This is a genomic window from Kitasatospora sp. NPDC088391, assembly GCF_044753345.1.
Taxonomy (GTDB): Bacteria; Actinomycetota; Actinomycetes; order Streptomycetales; family Streptomycetaceae; genus Kitasatospora.
Genome location: NZ_JBIVNB010000001.1, coordinates 947,743 through 963,766, shown reverse-complemented (window position 1 = coordinate 963,766; position 16,024 = coordinate 947,743). Strand labels below are relative to the sequence as shown.

Here is a 16,024-nt window from a genome sequence, read left to right as displayed (position 1 = left end):
GGGGCATGAGCGAGGGCGGGGAGGGCCGTGGCGCCGCCGTCACGGCGGCCGGCGGCCGGTCGGTGGCGGGCGGATCGTTCCACGGGGTCGTCGGCACCGGCGACCACATGACGGTGGTGCAGGTCCCGCCGGGCGAGCTGCGCCCGGTCGCCGAGGTCGACGCCCCCGGCCGACTGGTGTCGCTGCCCGCCCGGCACCCCGGCTTCGTCGGCCGGGTGCGTGAACTCGCCGCCCTGGACGAGGCGTTCGGTGCGGCGGGCACCGTGGTGGTGCAGGCGCTGCACGGCCTCGGCGGCATCGGCAAGAGCACGCTGGCCGCGCGCTGGGCGGCCGGGCGCGCCGAGAACCCGGTCTGGTGGATCACCGCGGACAGCCCCGCGGCCCTCGACGCCGGACTGGCCGCGCTGGCGGCCGCCCTGCAACCGGCGCTGGCCCACCTGCCCGCCGAGCAGCTGACGGAACGCGCGGTGCAGTGGCTGGGCGCGCACCGGGACTGGCTGCTGGTCCTCGACAACGTGGCCGAACCGGCGGACGTGGCACCGCTGCTGGCGCGGGTCGCGGGCGGCCGGGTCCTGATCACCAGCCGGCGCTCCTCCGGCTGGCACGACGTGGCGACCCCGCTGGGCCTGGACGTGCTGAGCCCCGCGGAGTCGCTGGCCCTGCTCGGGCGGATCACCGGGGAGGCGACGGCGGCCGACGGCGGCCCCGAACTCTGCGCGGAACTCGGCCACTTGCCGCTGGCGGTCGAGCAGGCCGGGGCGTACGTCGCGGAGACCGGCATCGGCGTGCCCGCGTACCTGCGGCTGCTGGCGGAGCACCCGGCGGAGATGTACGGCGAGACGGCCGAGGGCCGCGACGGCGACCGCACTGTCGCCCGGGTCTGGCGGATCACCCTGGACCGGATCGCGCGGAGCGCCCCGCTCGCGGGCACCCTGCTCAGAACGGTGGCCTGGTGGGCCCCGGACGGCATCCCGCGCACCTTCCTCGCGGGACTCGGCACCCCGATCGAGGTCAACCGGGCGATCGGACGGCTCGCCGCCTACAGCATGATCACGACCGGGGGCGACCACCTCGCCGTCCACCGCCTGGTCCAGGCGGTGGCCCGCACCCCGGACCCGCAGGACCCGCACCGGCGGGCGGAGGACATCGAAGCCGCGCTGCGCACGGCCACCGCGGTGCTGGAGGGCCGGGCCCCCAGGGCGTCCCGCGACCCGGGCGGCTGGCCCCACTGGCGGGCGCTGCTGCCGCACGTCGACGCACTCGCCCGCTGCGCGCCCGCCGGTGCCGACACCTACGCGACGGCCCGCCTCCTGAACGAGGCCGCGCTGTTCCTCAAGAGCCGGGGCGAGTACGTCCGGGCCGTCCCCCACCTCGAGCGCGCACTCGGCCAGGTGGTGCGGTCGCAGGGCGGGACGAGCGTGCCCGCGCTCATGATCCGGAACAACCTCGCCGCCGCCTACCAGGACGTCGGCGACCTGGCGCGCGCGGTCCCGTTGCTGGAGGGGAGCCTCGCCGACCGCGAGCAGGTCTTCGGCGAGGACCACCCCGGCACGCTGACGGCCCGGAACAACCTCGCCACCGCCTACCGGGACGCGGGAGACCTGGCGCGCGCGGTGGCGCTGTTCGAGCGGAACCTCGCCGACGGGCTGCGGGTGCTGGGCGAGGAGCACCTCGACGTGTTCGTGCTGCGCAACAACCTCGCCCTGGTGTACGGGACGACGGGTGATCTCGGCCGGGCGATGCCGCTGCACGAGCGGAACCTCGCGGACCGGGTGCGGGTGCTGGGCGAGGACCACCCCGACACGCTCATGTCGTGCAACAACCTGGCGTACGTCTGCTGGGCGGCCGGTGAGTACGGCCGGGCGGTCTCCCTGCTGCGCCGGGCCGCCACCGGCATGACCCGAGTGCTCGGTGAGGAGCACCCGTATGCGCGCAGGACCCGGGCCAACCTCGCCCGGGCCCTGCGGGACGCGCCCGACCCGGGGTCAGTCCAGGACCAGGTCGGCCCAGACGCGGTGGCCGAGCTGCAGGGGGTCGACGCCCCAGGCGGTGGTGCGGGCGGCCACCCGGCGGAGGCCGGGGCCCGGGACGGCGGGGTCGAAGCCGGGGCCGGCGTCGGTGACGGCGAGGCGGAGACGGTTGGCGGGGAGACGGGTGAGGGTGGCCCGGGCGGGGGTGGCGCCGTGGCGCAGGGCGTTGTCGGCGAGTTCGCGGGCGACGGCGCGCAGGGCGGGGGCGAGGGCGTCGAGCTGCCAGTGCCGGAGGTGGGCGGCGAGCCAGGCGTCGAGTTCGCCGGTGCTGAGGGTGCGGGGAGACAGGGTGAGCGCGGTCGCGGTGCTGTGCACAGGGGTCTCCCGAGGTGAGCCGGTGGACTCCCACCCTGGTCAGGAACGGTGCGGGGAACAATGCGGGGAGGGGACTTTGGGTATCCCCAAAGTCCCCTCCCCGCGGGTCGGGGGACCGGGAGGTCAGGGGGTCTGGACGGTGGCGGTGGCGCCGGGGGCGAGCGGGACGGTGACGTAGCTGTAGGTGGTGCCGTCGACGGTCCTGGTGGTGGCGGCCCGCGCGGTGCCGTCGACCTTCAGGGTGGAGTGACTGCCGGGCAGCCGGGCCTCCCAGCTGTAGGTGTCGGTGCCGCCGGTGTTGCTCAGGGTGGACTTGGTGGTGCCGTCGTGGCGGAGCGCGAAGGTGCTGCGGCCGACGGCGAGGTCGTCGATCTGCAGCCAGCCCATGCCGGTGGGCAGGTGGGGGAGGGTGGCCAGGGTGTGCGCGGGGGCGTTCGGGTCGACGCCGAGCAGGCCCTCGACGGTCTGCGAGACCAGGGTGAAGGAGACCTCGGGGTAGTCGCCGTTGGGGCCCTGCTTGGCGACGACGTGCTGGTCGTCGCGGCGGTCGTAGACGTACCGCATCCACTTCCAGGCGGTGTCGTCGCGCCGGTGGGCGAAGAAGGTGTCGGGGAGGTAGGTGTAGGCCTCGATGTTGGTGGGGCGGTCGGCGCCGGTGGCCTGCTGGTCGATGTAGTCGAGGTAGGCGTCGTTGCGCGGGCCGGGGTCGAGGATCTTCTTCATCGGCATGAACCAGCTGTTCTCCTTGCCCCAGCCGGTGACCGCGGTGCCGTCGGTCCGGTAGCCGCGCACCATCGCGGCGCCCGAACCGGTGCCGCTCCAGGTCGAGTTGAAGTAGCCGCGCAGGTCGGCGGCCTGCTGCGTCCACTGGGCGGAGCGGGCGGTGTCGCCGCGTCCGGCGGCGAGGTCGGCGGCGGCGAGCAGGGCCTGGTACTGGGAGGCGATCGAGTCGCCGGCCTCGGCGAAGTGGTCGTCGCCGGTCTCGTCGTAGCTGGCGGAGCCGGAGAAGATGCCCAGGCCGGTGCCCTCGGCGACGCCGTTGGGCTTGGCGGAGTCGTGCTGGGTGACGAAGTCGGTGGTGGCGTGCTGGTAGTACGACCACAGGGCGGGGTCGGTGACGTAGGCGCTGTCGCCGCTCCAGCGGTACGCCTTGTCGGCCTTCTCGACCAGTTCGAAGGTGGACGGGACCTCGCGGACGAAGTCGGTGGGGCTGTTGTAGTCGATGGACAGGTTGCTGCGGTCGTCGAAGTTCAGTGACCAGACGGGGTAGTAGCCCTGCCCGGCGGTGGCGGTGGCGGCGAACGCGCCCAGCATGGTGCGGTTCTCGGCGTTCAGGCCGAGCACGGCCGCGCCCTCGACCTGGTGCGCGGTGTCGCGGCCGTAGAAGGCGCTGCGGTGCGCGTAGCCGGCCCAGTACGAGGCTTCGTAGGTGGTGCTGCCGATGCCGCCGCTCTGCCGTTCGTCCGCGTTCAACGGGCCTGTGGTGCCGGGGAGTTGCACCCAGCTGCCGGCTTTCTGCTTCGCCCAGTCGAAGAGGGCGGCGACCTTCGGGTCGGAGGAGCTGACCCGGGGGTCGGCGGGGGTGGCGGGGGAGAGCATCACGTCGTCGGCGTTGATCCAGCCGCTGCCGGACTCGAGGGCGATCTCCATCCGGTCGCCGGCGTTCAGGGCGACCCGGGGGACGGTGTAGCGGGTGTAGGTCGGGCGGGACGGCAGGGCGACCGTCCCGGCGACGGTGCCGTTGACCCGGACCGTGAACGCGCCGCCGGGGCCGCCGGTGGCGATCCAGGCCGAGACGTCGTAGCGGCCGGGGCCGGCGGCGGTGAGGGTCTGGGAGACCTTCTTCCCGGCGCCCGCGTCCAGGTAGGCGAGCCGGGTGCCGCTGTGCGGGTAGTTGCCGGCGGTGCCGGTGCCGGGGGTGAACTGCCAGCCCGCGCCGCCCAGTTCGAAGCCGGGGTCGGTGACGGCCGGGCCGGAGGCGGCGAGGGAGACGTCGTCGACGTTGACCCAGGCGTCGCCGGAGAGGAAGGCGATCTCGACCCGGTCGCCGGTGGCCACCGCGATCCGGGGCAGCGTGTAGCGGGCGTACGCGGCCCGGGCGGCCAGCGGGACGGTGCCCGCGACGGCGCCGTTGACCCGGACCGTGAAGGCGCCGTTCGGGCCGCCGGTGGCGATCCAGGCGGAGACGTCGTAGACGCCCGGGGCGGTGGCGGTGAAGGACTGGGAGACCTGCTTGCCCGCGCCGCCGTCGAGGTAGGCGAGCCGGGTGCCGCTGTGCGGGTAGTTGCCGGCGGTGCCGGTGCCGGGGGTGAACTGCCAGCCCGTGCCGCCCAGTTCGAAGCCCGGGTCGGCGAGCGTCGGGACGGTCCCGGCGGCCAGCGCGGGCGGGGCGGCGGTGACGGGGGCGAGCGCCGCGGTCAGTGCCAGCGCGGCGAGCAGGGCGATCCGGGCGGGACGGACCGGACGGGTGGGGCGGGCGGGGCGGGTGGGACGGACGACAGGTCGCATGAGGGGGCTCCGGCCTGGGTGGGGGTGTCGGCTGCGATGCCCGGACGCTAACAGTCCGATTGGAGCCCTTCAATACCGTTGCAAGGTTGCGATGTCGTATCGGTCGGAAGATTTTCAGTCAGATCTTGCAAGTCGGGTTTCAGGGTTGCTAGCGTCCTGCCCCGTCGGCACCCTCGCCGACCTGGAGCAAGGTGGTTGACCATGGAGATCTCTCGGCGCGGCGTCCTCAGAGCCGGCGGGGCCCTCGCGGCCGGAGCGGGCCTCACCGGCCTGGCGGCCTGCAGCGGCAGCGGCGGTGGAACCCAGGGCGACCCGAACAAGGGCGAGATCACCGTCTGGAGCTGGAACGGCCCCGCGGCCGAGCTGAAGGCGCTGACGCCCGCCTTCAACGCCCAGTACCCGAACATCAAGGTCACCGTCGAGGACATCGGCAACCCGGCGATCTGGGACAAGATCACCACCGGTCTGGCGGCCGGCGGCGCGGGCCTGGCCGACGTCCTGCACATCGGCGTCGACTACCTGCCCGGCTACGTGGAGAAGTTCCCGGGCGGCCTCGCCGACCTCTCCAAGCTCGGCGCCAACCAGTACAAGGACGCCTTCGCCCAGGGCCTGTGGGAGACCGTCTCCTCCAAGAACGGCCGGGTCAACGCCCTGCCGTGGGAGGCCAACTCGGCCGGCTTCTACTACCGCGCCGACATATTCGAGCAGGCCGGCGTCGACGTGAAGTCCCTCAACACCTGGGACGACACCATCGAGGCCGGAAAGACCATCAAGGCCAAGACCGGCAAGTACCTGCTCGGCATCGACAAGCCCGCCTCCGTCCCGGACGCCGCCAACTTCTTCCAGCTGCTGCTCCAGCTCCAGGGCGCGTTCTACTTCAACCTCGACGGCGGCATCACCCTCGACTCGCCCGAGTCGATCAAGGCCATGACGCTGATCAAGCAGCTCAACGACGCCGGCCTGGTCGCCGACATGTCGGGCGGCTGGAACGCCCTGATCTCCTCCATCAAGGCCGGCACCTCCGCGGTCGTCCCCTACCCGACCTGGTTCGGCGGCGTCATCGAGGAGACCGTCCCCGAGGAGAAGGGCAAGTGGGGCGTCCGGCTGCCCCCGGCGATGCGCCTGGGCGGCAGCACCGCCGCCACCGTCAACTCCACCCACCTCGCGGTCTCCGGCACCAGCAAGGCGCAGGCCGCCGCGTTCAAGTTCGTCGAGTTCGTGCTCACCAAGCCCGAGAACCAGGTGAAGATCTACCAGGACAAGGGCATCGCCCCCGCCCTGATGAAGGCCTACGACGACCCGGTGTTCCACACCCCGTCCGCCTTCTTCGGCGGCCAGCAGAAGGGCGAGGTGTTCCTGGCCGCGCTCAAGGCCCCGTCCCCGGCCTACAACTACAGCTCCGACTACGCCCGCGCGCTCAAGGTCGTCACCGACGCCCAGACCAAGGTGCTGCTCAAGGGCGCCGACCCGGCGGACGTGCTGAAGCAGGCCGCCGACCAGCTCGCCCAGCAGACGGGTCGCAAGGTCGTCCGATGAGCACCGTCTCCACCCGGCGGCCCACCCGGCGGCAGGCGGCCCCCCGTTCGGGGCCGCCCCGCCCGATCGGACGGCGGCTCGCCCCCTACGGCTTCGTCCTGCCGGCCGTCGTCCTGTTCGCCGCGTTCAAGCTCTACCCGATCGCCTGGTCGTTCCTGCTCAGCCTCTACAAGAGCGTCGACGGCGTCGACACCTTCGTCGGCGGCGACAACTACGCCCGGCTGCTCCAGGACCCGCTGTTCTGGACCGCGCTGAAGAACACCGGCATCGTGCTGGCCGTCCAGGTCCCGGTGATGCTGGCCCTGGCGACCGGCCTGGCCGTCGCCTTCAACTCCCGCTTCCTGCGCGGCCGGACGCTGTTCCGCCTGGGCTTCTTCCTCCCCATGGTGACCGGCCTGGTCGCCTACGGCGTGATCTTCTCGGTGCTGCTCAACGAGAAGTACGGCCTGGCCAACTGGCTGCTCCAGCAGGTCGGGATCGGCGCGGTCCCGTGGCTGACCGACCCGCTGTGGGCCAAGCTCTCCCTCGCCCTCGCGCTGACCTGGCACTACACCGGCTACAACGCCGTCATCCTGCTGGCCCGCCTGCAGTCCATCCCCGCCGAGCTCTACGACGCCGCCGCGGTCGACGGCGCCGGCCCCTGGAAGACCTTCCGGCACGTCACCCTGCCCGGCCTGCGCCCCGCGCTGCTGCTCACCACGGTGCTCTCCACCATCGGCACCCTGCAGATCTTCGACGAGCCGTGGATCCTCACCCGCGGCGGCCCCGACAACGCGACCCTCACCATCGGCGTCTACCTGTACCAGAACGCCTTCAGCTACTTCGACTTCGGCTACGCCTCGGCCATCGCCTACGCCCTGGCCGTCCTGATCGGCATCCTCGGGCTGGTCCAGTTCAAGGTGCTGGGAGACAAGTCATGACGCCCACCACCACCACTGCCGCGCGCCGCCGCACCAAGGGCGCCCCCGGGCACCTGCGCAACAGCATCGTCCTGACCTGGGGCCTGGCCATCGCGCTCGCCGCCGTGCTGCTCCCGTTCTACTGGCTGGTCGTCGGCGCCACCCGCAGCACCGGCGAGATCTTCGACTCGCCGCCGCCGCTCACCCCCGGCGGCCACCTGCTCGACAACCTGCAGAGCCTGCAGGACACCGCGCAGTTCGGCCGGGTCGTGCTCAACTCGCTCGGCATCGCGGCCGTCTACACGCTGTGCGCGGGCACCGTCTGCACCCTGGCCGGCTACGCCTTCGCCAAGTACCGCTTCCGCGGCCGGGACCTGCTCTTCGGCGTGCTGATGCTCGGCCTGGTCGTCCCCGGCCAGGTCACCCTCGTCCCGCTGTTCAAGCTGATGGGCGAGCTGGAGTGGCTGAACACCTACCAGGCGGTGATCCTGCCCAACCTGGCGCTGCCGTTCGGCATCTTCCTGATGCGCCAGTCCATGGGCACGATCCCGGACGAACTCCTGGACTCCGGACGGGTCGACGGCTGCGGCGAGTTCCGGCTCTTCCTCAAGGTCGTGCTGCCGCCGATGCGGCCCGCGCTCGCCGCGCTCGGCATCTTCCTGTTCCTGTTCCAGTGGAACGACTTCGTCTGGCCGCTGATCGTGCTGCGGGACAGCGCCTCGCTGACCGTCCCCGTCGCACTGGCCTCGCTCAAGGGCGTCGTCAACACCGACTACGGGGCGATCCTGGCCGGCACCGCCGTCGCCGCGATCCCGATGGCCGTCGTCTTCCTCGCCCTGCAGCGCCACTTCGTCTCCGGCCTGCTGGCCGGCGCCGTCAAGGAGTAACCACCGTGACCACCCTGGCCGCCGAGGCCGTGACCACCGCCGAACTCGCCCCCGCCCGGTACGCGCCGCTGCTCGACACCGTCGAGATCGCCGTGCTCGCCGACGGCGCGGACACCGTCTGGAACCTCGACGAGGCCGGGCCGGACGTCCGCGTGCTGCGGATCGACGCCCCCCGGGCCGCCGTCGAGGTCAGACTGAGCGTCCCGCTCGGCGACACCGCCGGCTACTGGCAGCCCGGCTCCGACTGGCGCCGCACCCCGGTCGCCGACTGGGAGGGACGGGCCGGAGTCAGCCTGGTCAAGGGCCTCGCCGCCGGGTGCCTGTACGACGCCACCGGCGCCACCCTGCTGACCTTCGCCACCGCCGACCCGGTGCCCGAGGTCGCCCTGCGCTACGGCGTCTCCGAGGAGCACGACACCCACGTCGTCCACCTCCACCTGCCGCCGTCGGACGAACCCCACCGCCTGCTGTTCGTCCCGCGCGCCCGCTCCGTCGCCGCCGCCCTCCGGCCGCTGCGCACCTGGTACGCCGAACGCGCCGACCCGATGCCGGTCCCCGAGGCCGCCCGCCTCCCGCTCTGGTGCACCTGGTACGCCTACAACCAGGACGTCACCGCCGACGAGGTCGCCCGGCAGGCCCGGCTCGCCGCCGACCTCGGCTTCGGCGCCCTGATCCTCGACGACGGCTGGCAGCGCCACGGCCACGGCCGCGGCTACGCCGGCGTCGGCGACTGGCTCCCCGACGAGGACAAGTTCCCCGACTTCACCGCGCACGTCGCCGAGGTCCGCGCCACCGGCCTGCGCTACCTCGCCTGGGTCGCCCCGCTGCTGCTCGGCCCCGGGGCCGACTGCCACGCCGCCTGGGCCCCCTACGCCACCCGCGCCGCCGGCGTCCCCGGCGCGCACGTCCTCGACCCCCGCCACCCCGAGGTCCGGGCCCACCTCGTCGACACCTGCGTCCGCCTGGTCCGCGACCACGGCCTCGACGGCCTCAAGGTCGACTTCCTGGACGAGGCGATGGTCTACGCGAACGACGGCGGCGCCGACGTCGGCCGGGCCCTGCTCGCCCTGCTCACCGAACTGCGCGCCGCCCTGCTGGCCGTCCGCCCCGACCTGCTGCTGGAACTGCGCCAGCCCTACGTCGGGCCCGCGATGGGCGGGTTCGGCAACCTGCTGCGCTCCTTCGACTGCCCGGCGGACTCCACCGCCAACCGCATCCGCACCCTCGACACCGCGCTGGTCGCGGTCGGCGGCGCCGTCCACAGCGACCCGATGATGTGGGACGTCGGCGCGCCCGTCGAGTCCGCCGCCCGCCAGCTGATCGGCGCCCTGCACGCCGTCCCGCAGGTCTCGGTCCGGCTCGACGCGCTGCCCGCCGCGCACCTCGACGCGCTCCGGTTCTGGCTCGCCCAGTGGCGCCGGCTGCGGCCCCAACTCCTCGACGGCACCGTCGAACCCGGCCGCCCCGACGAGCAGTACACCCTGGTCGAGTCGGTCGCCGACGGCGTCCGGGTGGTCGACGTGCACAGCGAACGGGCCGTGCCGGTGCACTGCGCCGGGTACGCCGAAACCGTGCTGGTCAACGGGAGTTCGGCGGCCCGCCTGGTGCTGGACGTGCAGGACGGCCCGCACCCCGTCAAGATCACGGTGCACGGCCCGGACGGCCGTATCATCGAACGGGTCCAGACCACTCTCGCCCCCGGCCTGTGCAGCCTCCCGGTGCCGCGGACGGGTCTGGCGCGGATCTCCGGCGACTCCCCGGCGACGGGCGACACGGCCAGGTGACGGACATGACGGACCGTCGGCCGAGGAATGGTGAGGGCATGAAGATCGGGAACAGCGCATGAAGATCGGGATCGTGGAGATCGCCGCGCACGCGGGCGTCAGCGAGGCGACCGTCAGCCGGGTGATCAACCGCCGGCAGGGCGTGGCCAAGAAGACCCGCGACGCGGTCGAGCGCGCGATGGCCGAACTCGGCTACGAGCGCGCCGTGCAGGGCCAGTTGGTGGCCGTGCTGACCGAGCACGTCGCCAACCCGTTCTTCGCCGACCTCGCCGAGCGGATCGAGGCCGCGCTCGCCCCGCACGGCCTGAAGACCGTGCTCTGCCCCGCCTTCCCCGGCGGCGTGCAGGAACGCGAGTACGTCTCCGCGATCATCGACAAGGGCATCGCGGCCGTGGTGTTCCTGTCCGCGTCCAACACCGTCGAGGGCGCGGACACCGGCATCTACGAGATGCTGCGCTCGCGCCGCATCCCCTACGTCGGGGTGAACGGCGAGTTCGCCGACGGGGTGCCGGTCCCGGTGTTCTCCACCGACGACCGGCTCGCCGCCGACCTCGCCGTCGACCACCTGCACCGGCTCGGCCACCGCGCCATCGGCATGGTCTCCGGCCCCGCCGGCAACCACCCCGCCGACCGGCGGGTGCGGGGCTTCGTCGACGCGATGGCCCGGCGCGGCATACCCGGCGCCGAACAGCTGGTGGTCCGTCAGTCCTACACGGTGGAGGGCGGCCAGGCCGCCGCCGGGGCCCTGCTCGGCCTCGGCGCCACCGCGATCGTCGCCGCCAGCGACTGGATGGCGCTCGGCGTGATCCGCGGCGTGCGCCGGCTCGGCCGCAGCGTCCCCGAGGAGGTCTCGGTGGTCGGCTACGACGGCTCGATGATCACCGAGTTCACCGACCCGCCGCTGACCACCGTCCGCCAGCCCACCGACCGCCTCGCCCTGGAGGTCGGCCGCAGCGTCCTCGCCCTGGTCGGCAACCGCGACACCCCCACCGGCGAACTCCTCTTCGACCCCGAACTGGTGATCCGCGCCACCACCGCCCCCGCGCCGCTGCGCTGACCCCGGCGCCGTCCGACCCGGATGCCCGGCCGCCCTCCCCGGTGGTCGGGCATCCGTACGTTCGCCGACCGGCTGCCGGTCAGAGCCAGCCCCGGTGGGCGGCCTTGATGCCCGCCTCGAAACGGCTGCTGGCGTCCAGCCGCTCCATGATCGAGGCCATGTGGCGGCCGACGGTGCGCGAGGAGATGCCCAGCCGCTGCCCGGCCCCCTCGTCGGTGAGGCCGCCGCCGAGCAGCCGCAGCAGCTCGCGCTCGGTCGGGGTGAGCCCGGTGACCGGGTCGTCCGGCCGGGCCGCGCCGAGCGGGACGGCGGTGTTCCAGGCCTGCTCGAACAGGTCGAGCAGGGCGCCGACGATGCCGGGCTCGGTGACGTGCAGCGCGCCCTTGCGGCTGTCCGCCGGGTCGATCGGGACCAGCGCCTGGGCCCGGTCCACGATGATCACCCGCTGCGGCACGGCGGGCGCGGTGCGGACCTCGCCGCCCCGGCCGAGCAGCCAGTTGGCGTACGCCGTGACGTGCGGCTGGCGGCGGGTGGTGTCCTGGTAGAGCGTCCGCATGGTGATGCCGCGGGCCAGCGCCGCACTGTCGGAGGGCCGGCTGGCGTCCAGGTCGTCGGGGCGCTGGGCGCGCGGATGGGTGGTCAGCACCTCGCGCTCGGTCTGCCGGGCCATCAGCTCCAGCCGGAACCGGATGGCGTCCAGGCCGAGCAGCCGCTCCCCGTGCGCGGGCCGGTGCTCGGCCCGCTCCGCGACCATCCTGGTCACGGCGGCCCGGGACGCCGCCAACTGGGCCTGCCGGGCGGCGAGTTCGGCCTCGTGTCGGGCCAGTACGTCGGCCAGGCCGATCTCCGGGTCCACCGCGCGCAACTGCCCCGGGTGGTCGGCGGACACCCGGACCAGCATCAGCGCGCCGAGCTCGTCCAGGCAGTCGTGGACCTGCGCCTCGCTCAGCCCGCCGCGGGCCGCCAGCTCCGCCACCCCGTCCAACGGGTGGTCCAGCATCGCCCGGTAGACCGTCCCGGCCCCGGCCGACACCCCCAGTGCCTCCAGCATTCCGTCCCCCTCCGCACCCCGGTGCCGCCGCCCCGTGAATGGATGGCGTGCGAATCCTTTCAGGCCCCCACCCCTCCTTCAAGAACGATCAATGGGGCCATCGGGACTGGTCGGGGCATATGCGCGCGAAAGATGTTCGATTTTTTGGCGGTCTCCGGCAGCCCCGGACGGCGGGCCCCGTGTCTGGAACCGGACTGTCTGGTTGGGGACAGCCGGCGCACCTTCCCCGGGGCCCGGCGGCACGGAAAGCTTTACCTCGCCGCCAGGGAAACGGACCGGGCGGCAGCCGGACGAAGCGTCTACCGCGGGACGTGGAACCGGAGCGCAGCCAGCCAGCCCCACCGACACCGGAAGAGGTCCACCCCATGCTCCGCACCCGCATCGCCCAGGCCGCCGCGGTCGCCGCCCTCGCCCTGACCGCCCTCGCCGCCCTCCCCGTCGCCGCCCAGGCCGACGAGACCCCGGCCCCGGCCCCGACCGCCACCGCCCAGCCGACCGGAACCCCCGCCCCCGGGACCGTGCAGCCCGCCGGCAACTACGGCTGGGGCGACTGATCCCCAATGGACATCGTCCACGCCAGCCTGCACCGCAGACACCCTGCGGAGCCTGTGCCGGACGGTGAGACGGCGGAAATCCTCGCGGCCCTCTGGGCCCACGCACTGCCCGCCGACGGGTTGCAGCACATCACCGCCCGCGGCGAGAGCGACCGCACCGACCTCCTGATCTACCTCCGCACCCTCCCCGACCCGGCTCCCGCCCCCGACGCCCACCCGGCCGTGCAGCGGGCCCACCACCTGATCGCCCGCACCCACCGGGCCTCGCCCCTGCTCCACCGGAGCCACCTCCCGCCGGACCCGCCGGCCCCGGCCGTCCCGCGCTGAGCCCGCGCCGCCCGCCGCATCCCGCAGTACCCCTCTCCCGGACCTCCCGGACCTTCCGCCGCTCCGCCGTGCCCGAATCCGGCCGACCGCGCGCCCACTCGCCCACTCGTCAGACAGGAAGCCTCGCCATGCCCACCGTGTCCTCCCGTTCCTCCGCCAAGCTCGCCAAGCTCGCCCGGACCACCCTCGCCACCGCGATCGCCGCCTCCGGCGTGATCGCCGGCTCGGTGTTCTCGGCCGGCACCGCGCACGCCGTCACCACCGGCGACTCGATCGTGAACACCGCCGCCGGGCAGCTCGGCAACGCCGCCTGCGGCAACGGCGGCCGGGGCTACTACGCGTCCGGCACCGGACAGAGCAACAGCTGCTCCGGCGGCCAGGAGGCGCACGCCTGGTGCGCCGACTTCGTCGGCTGGGTCTGGGCCCGCAACGGCGTGCAGAACCTCGGCGTCCTGAACGACCTCGCCAACTCCCTGCAGACGTACGGCAACAACAACGGCACCCTGGGCAGCACGCCGCACGTCGGCGACGCCGTCTTCTTCCACCCGAGCGGCTACAGCACCGGCTACACCACCTACGACCACGTGGCGATCGTCTCCGCGGTCAACTCCGACGGCACCATCGACTGGATCGGCGGCAACCAGGGCAGCTCGCCCGGCTACGTCACCCGCAACACCCGGATGCCCGGAGCCGTCGGCTCCAAGGAGTGGTCGGTCAACGGCGTCAACGTGCACCTGGCGGGCTACATCCGGCCGGTCGGCGGCCAGGCCGCGGTCCAGCGCGGCGACCTGTTCCACGAGGTCCGCGACCCGTGGGGCTCCTGGTCCGGCTTCGCGGCGGTGAACGGCTACGCCGGCGCGCCGTCCTTCAACGCCAGCCAGGAGGCCATCACCTCGACGCCCGACAAGTCGACCCAGACCCTGGCGGCGGGCAACGACGGCAACCTGTACCACACGGCCCGCTACGCGAACGGCTCGTGGACCGGCTGGGCCCCGCTGGCCGGCTACGACGGCGCGCCGAACTTCTCCGCGAAGTCCTTCTCGATCGCGGGTATGCCGAACGGCGACGCGCAGGTCCTGGCGGTCGGCAACGACGGCGGCATCTACTTCAACACCCGCCTGGTGAGCGGGAGCTGGCAGGGCTGGAGCAAGGTCGGCGACTGGGGTGCCCGCAAGGTGGCGATCACCGCGATGCCCAACGGCGACGCCCAGATCCTGATCATCGGCAACGACGGGCTGGTCTACCACAACATCCACTTCGCCAACGGCACCTGGCAGGGCTGGAACGGCGTGGCGGGCTACGGCGGCGCGGCCTCGTTCGCGGCCAACAGCATCTCCCTCGCGGGCATGCCGAACGGTGACGCGCAGCTGGTCGCGGTCGGCAACGACGGCAACGTCTACCACTCGATCCGGCAGGCCAACGGCTCCTGGCAGGGCTGGGGCCCGGTCGCGGGCGTCGGCAGCGCGACCAACTTCGCCGCCTCCAGCATCGGCATCACCAGCACCCCGAACGGCGACTCCCAGCTGGTCGCGGTCGGCAATGACGGCATCGCCTACCACAACGCCCGCTTCTACGGGGGCAGTTGGCAGGGCTGGGGCTCGCTCGGCTTCGGCGCGGTGAACGTCGCCATCGCCGGGGTGGCGGACGGCTCCTCGCAGGTCCTCGCCACCCACGGCTGAGCCGCCCGGCCCGCCCACCGGCCCCGACCGGTGGGCGGGCCGCTCCCCGCCACCGCCCCGCCCGCCTCTTCGCAGACTTCGACCACCAGGAGCCCGTCACCGTGTCCGCGCCCCGCCGCAAGCCCGCCGCCGTCCTCGCCCTCGCCTCCGCCGCCGCCCTCGCCCTCCCCGTCCTCGCCGCCGGCACCGCCCAGGCTGCCTCGGTCGCCAACTGGGACAGGGTCGCCCAGTGCGAGAGCGGCGGCAACTGGAGCATCAACACCGGCAACACCTACTACGGCGGCCTCCAGTTCAACCTGTCGACCTGGCGCGCCTACGGCGGAACCCAGTACGCCGCCTACCCGCACCAGGCCACCAAGCAGCAGCAGATCCTGATCGGCGAGAAGGTACTGAACGGCCCGCAGGGCGCCGGGGCCTGGCCGAGCTGCGGCGGTCCGCTGGTCGGCGACCACACCAACCCGTACCCGAGCACCCCCGCCCCCACCGAGCGCGGCACCCTCTACCACGAGGTCCGCGACCCGTGGGGCGCCTGGTCCGGCTTCGCCCCGGTGATCGGCTACGGCAGCGCCCCGAGCTTCAAGGCCGGTCAGGAGGCCGTCACGTCGACGCCCGACAAGTCGACCCAGAGCATCGCCCTCGGCAACGACGGCAACCTGTACCACACGGCCCGCTACCCGGACGGCTCGTGGACCGGCTGGGCCCCGCTGGCCGGCGTCGGCGGCGCGGCGAACTTCGCGGCCAGCACCTTCTCGATCGCGGGCATGCCGAACGGCGACGCGCAGGTCCTGGCGGTCGGCAACGACGGCGGCATCTACTTCACCACCCGCCTGGTCAGCGGTAGTTGGCAGGGCTGGAGCAAGGTCGGCGACTGGACCGCCCGGAAGGTCTCGATCGCCGCGCTGCCGAACGGCGACGCGCAGGTCCTGATCGTCGGCAACGACGGGCTGGTCTACCACAACATCCACTTCGCCGGCGGAAGTTGGCAGGGTTGGAACGGGGTGGCGGGCTTCGGCGGGGCCGCTTCGTTCGGTGCGAGCAACGTGGCGATCACGGGCATGCCGAACGGTGACGCGCAGCTGGTCGCGGTCGGCAACGACGGCAACGTCTACCACTCGGTCCGGCAGGCCAACGGTTCCTGGCAGGGCTGGGGCCCGGTCGCCGGCGTCGGCGGCGCGGCGAACTTCGCGGCCTCCAGCATCGGCATCACCAGCACCCCGAACGGCGACGCGCAGTTGGTCGCGGTCGGCAATGACGGCATCGCCTACCACAACGCCCGCTTCTACGGGGGCAGTTGGCAGGGCTGGGGCTCGCTCGGCTTCGGCGCGGTGAACGTCGCCATCACCGGCCTGGCGGACGGCTCCTCGCAGGTCCTCGCCACCCACAGCTGAACCGGCCGG

Annotated in this window: 12 protein-coding genes; 10 read left to right on the top strand and 2 right to left on the bottom strand. The window is 73.3% G+C overall.

Features of this window, described 5'->3' with window-relative positions:
• Window positions 1-5: 5 nt before the first annotated feature.
• A complete protein-coding gene (locus tag ACIQBJ_RS04115) occupies window positions 6-2,363 on the top strand; it encodes a tetratricopeptide repeat protein (RefSeq protein WP_400703063.1) in 2,358 nt (785 codons plus the stop codon).
• A gap of 105 nt (window positions 2,364-2,468) precedes the next feature.
• Here ACIQBJ_RS04115 and ACIQBJ_RS04110 read toward each other — a convergent pair whose 3' ends face one another.
• A complete protein-coding gene (locus tag ACIQBJ_RS04110) occupies window positions 2,469-4,853 on the bottom strand; it encodes a hypothetical protein (RefSeq protein ID WP_400703062.1) in 2,385 nt (794 codons plus the stop codon).
• A 201-nt stretch (window positions 4,854-5,054) separates the two neighbouring features.
• Between ACIQBJ_RS04110 and ACIQBJ_RS04105 the strand changes: the two genes are divergently transcribed.
• Genes ACIQBJ_RS04105 through ACIQBJ_RS04085 form a run of 5 tightly spaced genes read left to right on the top strand, consistent with a single transcriptional unit; the run spans window position 5,055 to window position 11,016 of the window.
• On the top strand, window positions 5,055-6,389 hold the full coding sequence (locus ACIQBJ_RS04105; protein ID WP_400703060.1) for an ABC transporter substrate-binding protein: 1,335 nt from the start codon (window positions 5,055-5,057) through the stop codon (window positions 6,387-6,389).
• Window positions 6,386-7,309, top strand: coding sequence for a carbohydrate ABC transporter permease (locus tag ACIQBJ_RS04100; RefSeq protein ID WP_400703058.1), 924 nt, complete (start codon window positions 6,386-6,388; stop codon window positions 7,307-7,309). The genes ACIQBJ_RS04105 and ACIQBJ_RS04100 overlap by 4 nt, the downstream gene beginning before the upstream one ends.
• Window positions 7,306-8,175, top strand: a complete 870-nt coding sequence (locus ACIQBJ_RS04095; RefSeq protein WP_400703055.1) for a carbohydrate ABC transporter permease — start codon at window positions 7,306-7,308, stop codon at window positions 8,173-8,175. The genes ACIQBJ_RS04100 and ACIQBJ_RS04095 overlap by 4 nt, the downstream gene beginning before the upstream one ends.
• Before the next feature lie 5 nt (window positions 8,176-8,180).
• Entirely contained in the window at window positions 8,181-9,959 is a 1,779-nt protein-coding gene (locus ACIQBJ_RS04090) for an alpha-galactosidase (protein WP_400703052.1), read from the top strand.
• Between the two features lie 58 nt (window positions 9,960-10,017).
• Window positions 10,018-11,016 (top strand): LacI family DNA-binding transcriptional regulator, encoded by a 999-nt coding sequence (locus tag ACIQBJ_RS04085; RefSeq protein ID WP_400703049.1) that lies wholly within the window; start codon window positions 10,018-10,020, stop codon window positions 11,014-11,016.
• 79 nt (window positions 11,017-11,095) lie between these two features.
• Here the strand turns inward: ACIQBJ_RS04085 and ACIQBJ_RS04080 are convergent, their stop codons facing one another.
• Window positions 11,096-12,067: a LuxR C-terminal-related transcriptional regulator gene (locus tag ACIQBJ_RS04080; protein WP_400703046.1), complete on the bottom strand. Its 972-nt coding sequence runs from the start codon at window positions 12,065-12,067 to the stop codon at window positions 11,096-11,098.
• 365 nt (window positions 12,068-12,432) lie between these two features.
• Here ACIQBJ_RS04080 and ACIQBJ_RS04075 point away from each other — a divergent pair, with 365 nt between their 5' ends.
• The 4 genes from ACIQBJ_RS04075 to ACIQBJ_RS04060 all read left to right on the top strand — a co-directional run bounded on the left by ACIQBJ_RS04075 (window position 12,433) and on the right by ACIQBJ_RS04060 (window position 16,015).
• Window positions 12,433-12,621 carry a hypothetical protein gene (locus ACIQBJ_RS04075; RefSeq protein WP_400703043.1) on the top strand — a complete coding sequence of 63 codons (189 nt, stop codon included), beginning with the start codon at window positions 12,433-12,435 and terminating at the stop codon, window positions 12,619-12,621.
• A 54-nt stretch (window positions 12,622-12,675) separates the two neighbouring features.
• A complete protein-coding gene (locus tag ACIQBJ_RS04070; protein WP_400703040.1) occupies window positions 12,676-12,948 on the top strand; it encodes a hypothetical protein in 273 nt (90 codons plus the stop codon).
• 128 nt (window positions 12,949-13,076) lie between these two features.
• On the top strand, window positions 13,077-14,627 hold the full coding sequence (locus ACIQBJ_RS04065) for a CHAP domain-containing protein (protein ID WP_400703037.1): 1,551 nt from the start codon (window positions 13,077-13,079) through the stop codon (window positions 14,625-14,627).
• Window positions 14,628-14,728: 101 nt separating this feature from the next.
• Window positions 14,729-16,015 (top strand): transglycosylase family protein, encoded by a 1,287-nt coding sequence (locus ACIQBJ_RS04060; RefSeq protein ID WP_400703035.1) that lies wholly within the window; start codon window positions 14,729-14,731, stop codon window positions 16,013-16,015.
• Window positions 16,016-16,024 lie beyond the last annotated feature (9 nt).

Bases quoted from the DNA above. Each gene is read 5' to 3' on its own strand.
- ACIQBJ_RS04115 (WP_400703063.1), top strand. From the start codon at position 6: ATGAGCGAGGGCGGGGAGGGCCGTGGCGCCGCCGTCACGGCGGCCGGC.
- ACIQBJ_RS04110 (WP_400703062.1), bottom strand. From the start codon at position 4,853: ATGCGACCTGTCGTCCGTCCCACCCGCCCCGCCCGCCCCACCCGTCCG.
- ACIQBJ_RS04105 (WP_400703060.1), top strand. From the start codon at position 5,055: ATGGAGATCTCTCGGCGCGGCGTCCTCAGAGCCGGCGGGGCCCTCGCG.
- ACIQBJ_RS04100 (WP_400703058.1), top strand. From the start codon at position 6,386: ATGAGCACCGTCTCCACCCGGCGGCCCACCCGGCGGCAGGCGGCCCCC.
- ACIQBJ_RS04095 (WP_400703055.1), top strand. From the start codon at position 7,306: ATGACGCCCACCACCACCACTGCCGCGCGCCGCCGCACCAAGGGCGCC.
- ACIQBJ_RS04085 (WP_400703049.1), top strand. From the start codon at position 10,018: ATGAAGATCGGGATCGTGGAGATCGCCGCGCACGCGGGCGTCAGCGAG.
- ACIQBJ_RS04080 (WP_400703046.1), bottom strand. From the start codon at position 12,067: ATGCTGGAGGCACTGGGGGTGTCGGCCGGGGCCGGGACGGTCTACCGG.
- ACIQBJ_RS04075 (WP_400703043.1), top strand. From the start codon at position 12,433: ATGCTCCGCACCCGCATCGCCCAGGCCGCCGCGGTCGCCGCCCTCGCC.
- ACIQBJ_RS04065 (WP_400703037.1), top strand. From the start codon at position 13,077: ATGCCCACCGTGTCCTCCCGTTCCTCCGCCAAGCTCGCCAAGCTCGCC.